This is a genomic window from Streptomyces sp. NPDC045778, assembly GCF_056431945.1.
The window spans coordinates 22935-33255 of sequence record NZ_JBWKJZ010000033.1; the positions used below are offsets into that span (position 1 = coordinate 22935).

General features: G+C 73.0%; 11 protein-coding genes. 6 read left to right on the plus strand and 5 right to left on the minus strand.

Going from position 1 to position 10321, the window contains the following annotated elements:
- Positions 1 to 70 precede the first annotated feature (70 nt).
- From AC07GB_RS32035 to AC07GB_RS32050, 4 genes are read left to right on the plus strand one after another with little or no spacing between them, the layout of a single operon-like run.
- Positions 71 to 1066, plus strand: coding sequence for a Bug family tripartite tricarboxylate transporter substrate binding protein (locus AC07GB_RS32035; protein ID WP_478851721.1), 996 nt, complete (start codon positions 71 to 73; stop codon positions 1064 to 1066).
- A complete protein-coding gene (locus AC07GB_RS32040; RefSeq protein WP_478851598.1) occupies positions 1063 to 1593 on the plus strand; it encodes a tripartite tricarboxylate transporter TctB family protein in 531 nt (176 codons plus the stop codon). Before AC07GB_RS32035 ends, AC07GB_RS32040 begins: the two co-directional genes overlap by 4 nt.
- A gap of 1 nt (position 1594) precedes the next feature.
- Positions 1595 to 3142, plus strand: a complete 1548-nt coding sequence (locus tag AC07GB_RS32045) for a tripartite tricarboxylate transporter permease (protein WP_478851600.1) — start codon at positions 1595 to 1597, stop codon at positions 3140 to 3142.
- On the plus strand, positions 3139 to 3630 hold the full coding sequence (locus AC07GB_RS32050; protein WP_478851602.1) for a GNAT family N-acetyltransferase: 492 nt from the start codon (positions 3139 to 3141) through the stop codon (positions 3628 to 3630). Before AC07GB_RS32045 ends, AC07GB_RS32050 begins: the two co-directional genes overlap by 4 nt.
- 130 nt (positions 3631 to 3760) lie before the next feature.
- Here AC07GB_RS32050 and AC07GB_RS32055 read toward each other — a convergent pair whose 3' ends face one another.
- The 4 genes from AC07GB_RS32055 to AC07GB_RS32070 form a co-directional block, all read right to left on the minus strand.
- A complete protein-coding gene (locus AC07GB_RS32055; protein ID WP_478851604.1) occupies positions 3761 to 4945 on the minus strand; it encodes a GDSL-type esterase/lipase family protein in 1185 nt (394 codons plus the stop codon).
- Positions 4946 to 5084: 139 nt separating this feature from the next.
- A complete protein-coding gene (locus AC07GB_RS32060; RefSeq protein ID WP_478851606.1) occupies positions 5085 to 5654 on the minus strand; it encodes a TetR/AcrR family transcriptional regulator in 570 nt (189 codons plus the stop codon).
- 73 nt (positions 5655 to 5727) lie between these two features.
- The gene (locus tag AC07GB_RS32065) at positions 5728 to 6228 is read right to left on the minus strand and encodes a ribonuclease FAU-1 family protein (protein WP_478851608.1); all 501 of its coding nucleotides are present in this window, start codon (positions 6226 to 6228) and stop codon (positions 5728 to 5730) included.
- The gene (locus tag AC07GB_RS32070) at positions 6209 to 7141 is read right to left on the minus strand and encodes a GNAT family N-acetyltransferase (protein WP_478851610.1); all 933 of its coding nucleotides are present in this window, start codon (positions 7139 to 7141) and stop codon (positions 6209 to 6211) included. The genes AC07GB_RS32065 and AC07GB_RS32070 overlap by 20 nt, the downstream gene beginning before the upstream one ends.
- A 69-nt stretch (positions 7142 to 7210) precedes the next feature.
- Between AC07GB_RS32070 and AC07GB_RS32075 the strand changes: the two genes are divergently transcribed.
- Positions 7211 to 7594 (plus strand): GntR family transcriptional regulator, encoded by a 384-nt coding sequence (locus tag AC07GB_RS32075; RefSeq protein WP_478851612.1) that lies wholly within the window; start codon positions 7211 to 7213, stop codon positions 7592 to 7594.
- 54 nt (positions 7595 to 7648) lie between these two features.
- On the opposite strand, the gene AC07GB_RS32080 is transcribed toward AC07GB_RS32075, so the two are convergent.
- Entirely contained in the window at positions 7649 to 8743 is a 1095-nt protein-coding gene (locus AC07GB_RS32080) for a DUF5925 domain-containing protein (RefSeq protein ID WP_478851614.1), read from the minus strand.
- 133 nt (positions 8744 to 8876) lie between these two features.
- On the opposite strand from AC07GB_RS32080, the gene AC07GB_RS32085 reads away from it, so the two are divergent.
- Positions 8877 to 10301 carry a GH39 family glycosyl hydrolase gene (locus AC07GB_RS32085; protein WP_478851616.1) on the plus strand — a complete coding sequence of 475 codons (1425 nt, stop codon included), beginning with the start codon at positions 8877 to 8879 and terminating at the stop codon, positions 10299 to 10301.
- Positions 10302 to 10321: the final 20 nt, after the last annotated feature.

Here is a 10321-nt window from a genome sequence, read left to right on the forward strand (position 1 = left end):
ACTCCCGCTCAGGCAGGCGGTGACACCCGTGCGATCACACATCCCCGCGCGACCACCCACCCCCGCGCGACTGCGCGTCCCCAGGCGGCTGCGCGCCCCCCTCGCCCTGTGCGGGGCCGCGCTCCTCGTGCTCGTGGGACCCCCGCTGCTCACCCCGGGCGACGGCGACGGCACCGGCACCCGGATCCCCGGCCTGCGCTTCATGGTCCCCAACACCCCCGGTGGCGGCTACGACATCACCGCCCGCACCGCGGCGAGGAACGCCGAGGACGCCGGGCTCACCCACCGCGTCGAGGTGTTCAACCTGCCCGGCGCCGGCGGCACCGTGGGCCTGAGCCGCCTCGTCGGCGAGCACGGCAACGGCAGGCTCGCCATGTCCATGGGCCTCGGCGTCGTCGGCGCCGTCCGCTCCAACGACGCGCCCAAGTCCCTCGCCGACACCACCCCCGTCGCCCGGCTCACCGAGGAGCAGGACGTCGTCGTGGTGTCGAAGGACTCCCCGTACAAGACCATCGACGACCTCGTCACGGCGTGGAAGGAGCGGCCGGGGAAGCTGCCCGTCGGCGGTGGCTCGGCCCCCGGCGGGCCCGACCACATCGCGCCCATGCTGATGGCCCGCGCCGCCGGGATCCCGCCGAAGGACGTCAACTACGTGCCCTTCGACGGCGGCGGCGAACTGCTCGCGTCCCTCCTCGGTGACAAGGTCGCCTTCGGCGTCTCCGGCGTCGGGGAGTATCTGGACCAGATCAGGTCAGGCGAGCTGCGCCTGCTCGCCGTCACCGGCCCGAAGCGGGTCAAGGGCCTCGACGGGCCCACGCTCAAGGAGTCCGGCTACGACGTGGACTTCACCAACTGGCGCGGCATCGTGGCGCCCCCCGGCCTCTCCGGCACCGAGCGCGACAAGCTCATCGGGCTCGTCCGCGAACTCCACGGCTCCGACGAGTGGCGCGCTTCCCTCGAGAAGAACGGCTGGGACGACGCCTTCCTCGCCGGCGACGCGTTCGGCGACTTCCTCGACGCCCAGGACCGGCGCGTCGCATCAGTCCTGAAGGAGCTGGGGCTTTGACCGCCGCCGAACCCGCGCCCGCAGCCCGAGGCCGCCGCGCCTGGCTGCGCGAACACTCCGAACTCGGCGTCTGCTTCCTGCTGTTCGCCCTCGGGGTCGTCGTCCTCGCCGACGCCCTCACCATGGACGTGGCCATCGCCCAGCGCGGGCCCGTCGGCCCGCGCACCGTGCCGATCGCCGTCGGCGCCGGGCTGCTCCTCATCTCCGTCCTGCTCGCCGTCGACGTCCTGCGCGGCGGCCGCGGCGAGACCGGGGGCGGCGAGGATGCCGACCTGTCCGAACCCGCCGACTGGCGCACCGTGCTGCTGCTCGCCGGGGTCTTCCTCGCCACCGCCGTCCTCATCGAGCCGGTGGGCTTCCCCGTCGCCGGGGCCCTGCTCTTCTGGGGCGCCGCCTACGCCCTCGGCAGCCGCGCGGTCCACCGCGACCCGCTCATCGCGGCCGGGCTCTCCCTGGTCACCTACGTCGTCTTCAACAACCTGCTCGGCGTGCCGCTGCCCGGCGGCCCCCTGATGGGAGTGCTGTGACGTGAACTCCTTCACCTCCCTCATGGACGGCTTCGGCACCGCCCTCACGCCGGTCAACCTGCTCTGGGCCGCGGTCGGCGTGCTCCTCGGCACGGCGATCGGCGTGCTCCCCGGCATCGGCCCCGCGATGGCCGTGGCCCTGCTGCTCCCGGTGACGTACGGGCTCGAACCCACGGGCGCGTTCATCATGTTCGCGGGCATCTACTACGGCGCGATGTTCGGCGGCTCCACCACGTCGATCCTCCTCAACACACCGGGGGAGAGCGCCGCCGTCGTCACCGCCATGGAGGGCAACCCGATGGCCAGGTCCGGCCGGGGCGCGCAGGCGCTCGCGGCCGCCGCCATCGGCCACTTCGCGGGCGGCGTGATCGGTACGGTCCTGCTCGTCGCCCTCGCGCCGAAGGTCGCCGACCTCGCCGTCGACATCGGCGCGCCCGACTACTTCGCCCTCATGGTCCTCGCCTTCATCGCCGTGACGTCGGTCCTCGGCTCATCGAGGATCCGCGGCCTGGCCTCCCTCCTCGTCGGCCTCACCCTCGGCCTCGTCGGCCTCGACCAGATGACCGGGCAGCAGCGCCTGACCTTCGGCTCCCTCCAACTCGCCGACGGCATCGACGTGGTGATCGTCGCCGTGGGCCTCTTCGCGATCGGCGAGGCCCTGTGGGTGGCCGCGCGTCCCCAAGTTCTCGGCTTCGTCCGAACAGGGGAGGCCCCATTTCGCCGCACCAGCGTCCGGGCCATCCCCGTCGGCCGCCCCTGGCTCGGCAAGCAGGACGTCAAGCGCACCTGGAAGTCCTGGCTGCGCGGCCCCCTCATCGGCTTCCCTCTCGGCGCGATCCCCGCGGGCGGCGCCGAGATCCCCACCTTCCTGTCGTACGTCACCGAGAAGCGCCTCTCCCGGCACAAGGACGAGTGGGGCAAGGGCGCCATCGAAGGCGTCGCGGGCCCGGAGTCGGCCGCGTCGGCGTCGGCCGCGGGCACCCTCGTGTCCATGCTGACCCTCGGCCTGCCCACGACCGCCGTCGCCGCGGTGCTGCTCGCCGCCTTCCAGAGTTACGGGATCCAGCCCGGCCCCCTGCTGTTCGAACGCGAGTCGGAGCTGGTGTGGGGCCTGATCGCGTCCCTGTTCGTCGGTATGGTGCTGCTGCTCGCCATGAACCTACCGCTGGCCCCCGTGTGGGCGAAGCTGCTGCGCGTCCCGCGCCCGTACCTGTACGCCGGGATCCTGTTCTTCGCCGCGGTCGGCGCGTACGCCGTCGGCGGTGAGGCGCTCGACCTGGTCATCCTGCTCGGCATCGGCCTGATCGGCTTCGGCATGCGCCGCTACGGCCTTCCGGTCCTGCCGGCCGTCATCGGCGTCATCCTCGGCCCCAACGCCGAGCTACAGCTGCGCCGGGCCCTCCAGATCAGCGACGGCGGCGTACGGGGCCTGGTCGACACGCCCTTCTCGGTCACCGTCTACGCGGTGATCGCACTGGTCCTGCTCCGGCCCCTGCTGCGGAAACCGGCGCGCCGCCTGCTGAACTCCCGCCGTACGGTGAGGGAATGACCGACAAGATCACCTCGGGCGGCGTGCAGGGCGCGATCCGTCCCGCCACCGCCGCCGACGTGCCCGCCGTGCGGGACATCACGCACGCGGCGTATCACCACTACATCGAGCGCATCGGCCGCGTGCCCGCGCCCATGGAGGCGGACCACGCCCAGGACGTGGCGGCGGGGCGCGTGCACGTCGCCGAGACGGCGGGCGCCGTCGTCGGCCTCGTGGTCGTCCACGCGTACGACGACCACCTGTACCTCGACAACATCGCCGTCCACCCCGACGCCAAGGGCACGGGCCTCGGCCGCCGCCTCCTGGAGTTCGTCGAGGAGCACGCGCGCGGCCTGGGCCTGCCCGAGATACGGCTCTACACCAACGCGATGATGTGGGAGAACCAGAAGATCTACCCGCGCTTCGGCTACGAGTTCGTGGAGCGGCGCGTCGAGGGGGTCTACGACCGTTTCCATTACCGCAAGGCCCTTGCGGACGGCGCCCTTTAAGGGGCGCGGGGAACTGCGCGACCAGCCACAACAAAGCCGCAGTCGCATCTGCTCGGTACTCAGCAGACGCGACTGCGGCTCTTCGCGCGCTGAGCGCGCAGTTCCCCGCGCCCCTTGGAGGGCGGTGTCCTCAGGCCCCGCCCCCCGCGAAGGGGCCGCCGGAGGCGAAGGCGAGCGCGGCGAAGCGTTCGCCTATGTGGCGGTGGGTCGCGGCGTCCGGGTGGAGGTTGTCCGGGAGGGGGAGGCGGGCCGCGTCGGTCTCGCCGTACAGGGCGCGGCCGTCCAGGTAGGACAGGTGCGGGTCCTCCGCGGAGCGCTGCCGCACGATCCGGGACAGCTCGTCGCGGATGACGGCGAGCGTCAGCTTCCCTGCGGCGCGCTCCGCGGGGTCGCCCGCGGCCAGGAACCGGAGCTTCCCCTCGCCAAGGCCTGCGAAGTCCGGGGCGCTGGGGCCGGGCGTGTCCTCGTGGACGGGGCAGAGGATGGGCGAGACGACGAGGAGCGGGACGTCGGGGTGGCCCTCGCGGATCGTGTCGAGGAACCCGTGCACGGCCGGCCCGAAGGCGCGAAGCCGCATCAGGTCGGCGTTCACCACGTTGATGCCCAGCTTGACGCTGATCAGGTCGGCGGGCGTGTCCCGCAGGGCGCGGGCGGTGAACGGGTCGAGCAGCGCGCTGCCGCCCAGGCCCAGGTTGATCAGCTCCACGCCGCCGAGCGCCGCGGCGAGCGCGGGCCAGGTGGTCGTGGGGCTCGCCGCGTCGGAGCCGTGGCTGATCGAACTGCCGTGGTGCAGCCACACCTTGCGGCCCCGGTCGGGCAGCGGCGCGACCGGGGCGTCGGCGCGCAGCGCGACAAGCTCGGTGGTCTCGTTGTGGGGCAGCCAGATCTCGATGTCCTTGGCGCGGTCCGGCAGTCCGGTGAAGCGCACGGTGCCGGTGGGCCCCGGCCGGGTCTCGGCGGATCCGGCGGCCATGTCGATTGTCACGGTGTTGCCGCGGGCCAGGCTCCCCTGGCCGACGAGTCGGCCGTCGACGAGCAGGTCGTACACGCCGTCGGGCCGGGGCGGCGCGCCCACGTAGACCCGCTTGGTGGGCAGCGCGTCCAGCTCGACGGCCGTGGCCCGGCTGCGGAAGGCGATGCGGACGCCGGAGGGCTGGGACTCCGCCATGGCCAGCTGGCCGTCGGCGCACTGGGCGCGGGCCCGCGCGGGCAGCCGGTGCGGCAGCAGCCCGCGCGCGGTGCGCTCCAGGTCGAGGGCGCCGCGCAGCAGCTCCGCGGTGAGGGGGACGGTGGTCAAGGGGTGCTCGGTGCGCATGTCTCAGCCTGTCGGGGTGGGGCGGGGGGTCTTTCCGGGCAGGGCGGGGCGCGGCCGTGGCGCGTGCGGACACGGCGCGGCCGCGGTGCTCCAGGGCGGGCCGCGGCGCTTCCAGCAGGGCGCGGCCGGGGCGAGTGCCTCAGGGAGCGGGCCAGTTCCGCAGCAGGGCGTCGAGGGAGTCCAGGATCCGGACCCAGCTCTCCCGCGGGTCCGGCGGGCTGTGGTCGAATCCGCCCGCCGTCTCCAGGCTGACGTAGCCGTGGAAGACGCTGCCGAGCAACCGGACCGCGTGGGTCTGGTCCGGCTCCGCCAGGTCGTAGCCGCGCAGGATGGCGCGCATCATCGCCGCGTGCCGGACGCCCGCGCTCGCCGCGGCCGTCTCGGGGTCGAGCCGCAGCCGGGCCGCGGCGTAGCGGCCGGGGTGCTCCTTGGCGTAGTCGCGGTAGACGTGCGCGAAGGCGGTGAGCGCGTCCTTGCCGGAGCGCCCGGCCAGGGCGTCGGCGGCCCGGTCGGCGAGTTCCCCCAGGGCCAGCAGGGCGATCCTCGTCCTGAGGTCCTGGGAATTCCTCACGTGCGAGTACAGGCTCGCGACCTTGACGTCGAAACGCCGGGCGAGGGCCGAGACGGTCACCTGGTCGAAGCCGACCTCGTCGGCCAGCTCCGCCCCCGCCCGGGCGAGGCGCTCCGGGGTCAGTCCCGCGCGTGCCATATCGGTCCTCTCCTTCGACAGAACCGATTATGCAGTTACCTAAAGCCTTTAGGCAAACTGGATTACCCCTTAGTTATGCCGAGAGGGCCGCGGGCGAGCGCGGCAGAAGCCCCTCCACGGCCAGGCGCTCCAGGTCCGAAAGGGCCCGCACGGCCGCTTCGGCCGCGGCAGGGTCGGCCTCGGTGATGCCGCTCGCCGCGAACTCGTCCTCGTCCAGGCGCAGCACGGCACTGCCGTCCGCCGCACACCACAGGTCGAGGTCCAGGTCCACGACGGTGAGGACGCCGCCACCGCGGACGGCGGGCCGGGTCACGTCGCAGTACCAGCCCTTCAGCGTGCCGTCCGCCGCGTACACCTCCTTGACGGCGTACCAGCGGTCGCGCCAGTAGTGCTCCACGAAGGTGTCGCCCGGCTCGAAACGGACGAAGCCGAAGTCCCTGACGCCCGCGCCCGCCCAGGGCGCGATGACCGTGACGAGGGTGCCGTCGTCCGAGAGCAGCCGGGCCGGATAGCGGATCTTCGTGCGCCCCGCCTTGCGCAGCTCCACCTCGACGTCAGTCGACGGTACGGACATGACGGACCTCCGTGTCGTACAGCTGGTAACCGAACCATTGGTTGATCGCGACCATCGGGCCGTTCTCGCTGTCGTTGCCCGTGAAGGCCTCCGCGAAGCCGGCCGCACGCGCCCGGTGCAGCGAGGCGTTCTTCGCGAGCTTGGCCAGGCCCCGGCCCCGGTGGGCGCGGGCCGTGCCGGTCATGCCCGACGCGTACCGGGACAAGCCGTCGGTGTGCGCCAGGGTGAACGCGGCGGGCTCCCCTTCGACCACGGCCACCATGGTCAACTCGTGGTCCAGGAGCGGGTGGTGCCAGGTCTCCCTGAGCCAGTACGCGTAGTCCGAGAACTCCGCGCGCACGTCGCTCGGCTCGTCCGCCGCCGTCTCGGCGTCCAGGGCGAACAGGGGGCGCGGGTCGTCCCGGAAGTCGGACGCCGGGCGCAGTTCGACACCAGGGGGCGGGTCCGGGAGCGGCGGCAGTCCGCCCCGCGCCAGGTCCAGGCGCAGGAAGTGCGCCGTACGGCTCGCGCGGTAGCCGCGCCGCGCCGCGAACGCGCGGTTGCGCGGGCTGTCCAGGACCCACGAGAACAGGGCCGTCGCGCCCGCGTCCGCGAGGTGCTCCTCCGCCGTGCGCGTCAGGAGCGAACCCGCGCCAAGGCCGCACCGCTGCGGATGCACGTAGATGTTCAAAAAGCCCTGCCCCGGCTCCGGGCTGTCGTGCGCGATCCCCACCTGGGCGGTGCCGATCACCTCGCCGTCCGCCTCCGCGACCAGCGCGCGGTAGCGGGCGTCGGGGTGGGCGTGCTCGCAGGAGTACGCCACGGACGCGGCGGTGGCGAGCAGGGCGGGCACCGCGGCCCGCCGCACCCCCGCGTAGGCGGCGGTGTCCTCGGGGTCTGACGTGCGCAGCTCACGCACCCGGATCTCGGTCATGGCCCGGACGGTACGCGCGGGGCGGGCCCGGGTGCCTCCGAATTTCCGCGCGTGCGGGACAATCGGCGCGTGGCTCTGAAGATCGTCATCAAGGAAGGCGCGGGTGCCGCGCCGCCGTTCGAGCAAGTACGCACGCAGATCGCCGAGCAGGCGCGGGACGGGGCGCTGCCCGTCGGCTACAAGCTCCCGACGGTACGCGCGCTCGCCGAGCGGCTCGGGCTCGCGGCGAACACCGTGGCCAAGGCGTACCGGACGCTCGAGACGGACGGGGTGATCGAGACGCGGGGACGGAACGGGACGTTCGTCGCGGCGGCGCGGGAGGCGGGGGCCCGGGCCGCGGCGGGGGCCGCCCAGGCCTATGCCGAACAGGTGCGCCGCCTCGGCCTCACGCAGGAAGAGGCGTCGGCGGCGGTGCGCGATGCGCTGCGCGCGGCCTACGACCCCTCGGCCTGAGCCCAGGTCAACAGTTCCTCGGCGCCCGGGGGCCCGGCGTGGCAGGGGCAGACGCTACAGATACAGCCCCGCGTCCGCGCCGTCCCGGGTGGCCGGGACGGACGGCGGTGTCGTGCCCCTGCGCAAGGCGTACAGCTCCGCCAGGGTCGCGCCCTCGCGGGAGACGCCCTCGGCCGTGCCGAGCCAGCTCACCGACTCGGCGCGGGTCAGCGCCCCCACCTCGATCCGGGCCAGACAGCGCCCGGGCCGCACCACCGCGGGGTGCAGCCGCTCCAGGTCCTCGTTGGTGGTGACCCCGACGAGCACGTTGCGGCCCTGGCCGAGCAGGCCGTCCGTGAGGTTGAGCAGCCGCGAGAGCGCCTGCCCGGCCGTGTGCTTGGCCTCGCCGCGGATCAGTTCGTCGCAGTCCTCCAGGAGCAGCAGCCGCCAGCGGCCCTTCGCCGTGCCCTCGTCCTCGCCGATGGCGATGTCCATCAGATAGCCGACGTCCGTGAACAGGCGCTCCGGATCCAGGACGCAGTCCACCTGGCACCAGTCGCGCCAGGAGCGCGCGAGCGTGCGCAGCGCGGACGTCTTGCCGGTGCCGGGCGGCCCGTGCAGCAGGAGAAGCCGCCCGGAGATGTCCTCCGGCGTGGTCTTCATCAGCTTGTCCATGGCGTCGGCCACCGGCGCGGTGTAGTTCTGCCGCACCTCCGACCAGGTCCCGGCGGAGATCTGCCGCGTCGTGCGGTACGGGCCGCGCCGCGGCGAGACGTACCAGAACCCCATGGTCACGTTCTCCGGCTGGGGCTCCGGGTCGTCCTGCGCGCCGTCCGTCGCCTGCTTCAGGACGCGCTCGGCCAGCTCCGCCGAGGTCGCCGTGACCGTGACGTCCGCGCCCCGGTTCCAGCGCGAGACGAGCAGCGTCCAGCCCTCGCCCTCGGCGAGGGTCGCGCTGCGGTCGTCGTCACGGGCGGCCCGCAGCACGCGGGCGCCCGGCGGCAGCAGCGTCGACGCGGCCTTGACGCGGTCGATGTTGGCACTGTGCGAGTACGGCTGCTCGCCCGTCGCGAAGCGGCCGAGGAACAGCGCGTCGACGACGTCCGACGGCGAGTCGCTGTCGTCGACGTTGAGCCGGATCGGCAGGGCGTCCTGAGGGTTCGCAGACATGCCGCCATGATCCGCCACGGACGCGCCCGTGTGCACCCTGGTTTCGGTACTCCGCCCGAACGCCACGTGTGAGTCCAGGACACTCGTACGGAACACGCCCCACCGGGAATCGCCGCCTATACGCTGGCCCTCGATGCGACGGCATGGGTGGAACTCGGATGCGCGGAAGTGGCGTCTCGCCGCTCTGCTCGGCGTTGGTGCGGCCGTTCTGGCCCTGGTCCTGACCGTGCTCACCCTGCCCGAGGAGCGCGGCGGCAGCACCGCGGGCACCACCAGGGACGGCGACAAGGTGCACGGCACGCCCGTGAACCCGCCGCCCCCGCGGCAGGCGCAGGTCGGCTGGGGCTTCACGCACACCCAGCACAGCGCGGACCAGGGCGAGGACGCCGCCGTCGCGCGCGCCGAGAAGCTGATCAAGGGCAAGCCACGCCCCCTGCCGCAGGTCCAGCACCTCATGGGCTGGGGCTCGGGCAACCCCGAACCGGTCAAGGGGCGTTACGACTTCGACGCCATGGACCGCCGCGTCGACTTCATCCGCGCCACGGGCGGCACGCCCGTCGTCACCCTGTGCTGCGCCCCCGACTGGATGAAGGGCGGCAAGCCCGGCTCCGACAACACGAACTGGAGCAAGGCCTCCCTGGAGACCGCCCCGAAGCCCGAGCACTTCGACGACTTCGCCCGGCTCGCCGCGACCGTCGCCAAGCGCTATCCGGACGTACGGCACTTCGTCGTCTGGAACGAACTCAAGGGCTTCTGGAACAGCACCGAGCACCGCTGGGACTACGAGGGCTACACCGACCTGTACAACCGGGTCTACAAGGCGCTGAAGGCCGTCAACAAGAAGATCCTGGTCGGCGGCCCGTACGTGGTGATGAACAGCGTCGACCCGCGCCAGACCGACGGCGTCTCCAAGGACCTGAAGGGCCCCTGGGGCAGCATGGACCAGCGCTCGCTCGACGTGCTCGACTACTGGAACAAGCACAAGGCGGGCGCCGACTTCGTGGTCGTCGACGGCGCCAGCTACACGGTCGACGACGAACTGCTGCCCGACGAGTTCCAGGCCACCGACAAGTTCACCGACGCCAGCCGCTGGGTGCGCGAGCGCACCGGCGGCCTGCCCCTGTGGTGGGCCGAGTACTACGTGGAACCCGGCGACAGCAAGGACAACCGCGACGACTGGTCCGAGGCGCACCGCGTGGCCGTGCACGCCTCGGGACTGATCGCCCTGGCCCGCGGCGGCGCCACGAGCGGCTTCTACTGGAACCCGCAGAAGCGCGGCGGCGACTGCGCGGGCTGCCTGTGGTCCTCGACGGACCTCCCCGACGGCGGCCGCGAGAAGCCGATACTGGACCTGCTCGCGAAGTTCTCCGAGGCCTTCCCGCCCGGCACCACGTACGAGAAGGTCACCGTCGCCGACGACGACGTGCCGAACGTCCGCGTCCTCGCCGACGACGACGCCGTCCTCGTGGTGAACACGCTCGACCGGCGCATCAGCGCGGAGGTGGACGGCAAGCGCTTCGACCTCGCCGGATACGGGGTGAAGTGGCTCGAGCGCTGAGCCGGCCCCCACCCCGCCCG

What these genes read in the sequence shown, in the direction of transcription:
- AC07GB_RS32050 (WP_478851602.1), top strand. Translation starts at nt 3,139, where the DNA reads ATGACCGACAAGATCACCTCGGGCGGCGTGCAGGGCGCGATCCGTCCC.
- AC07GB_RS32055 (WP_478851604.1), bottom strand. Translation starts at nt 4,945, where the DNA reads ATGCGCACCGAGCACCCCTTGACCACCGTCCCCCTCACCGCGGAGCTG.
- AC07GB_RS32060 (WP_478851606.1), bottom strand. Translation starts at nt 5,654, where the DNA reads ATGGCACGCGCGGGACTGACCCCGGAGCGCCTCGCCCGGGCGGGGGCG.
- AC07GB_RS32065 (WP_478851608.1), bottom strand. Translation starts at nt 6,228, where the DNA reads ATGTCCGTACCGTCGACTGACGTCGAGGTGGAGCTGCGCAAGGCGGGG.
- AC07GB_RS32070 (WP_478851610.1), bottom strand. Translation starts at nt 7,141, where the DNA reads ATGACCGAGATCCGGGTGCGTGAGCTGCGCACGTCAGACCCCGAGGAC.
- AC07GB_RS32080 (WP_478851614.1), bottom strand. Translation starts at nt 8,743, where the DNA reads ATGTCTGCGAACCCTCAGGACGCCCTGCCGATCCGGCTCAACGTCGAC.
- AC07GB_RS32085 (WP_478851616.1), top strand. Translation starts at nt 8,877, where the DNA reads ATGCGACGGCATGGGTGGAACTCGGATGCGCGGAAGTGGCGTCTCGCC.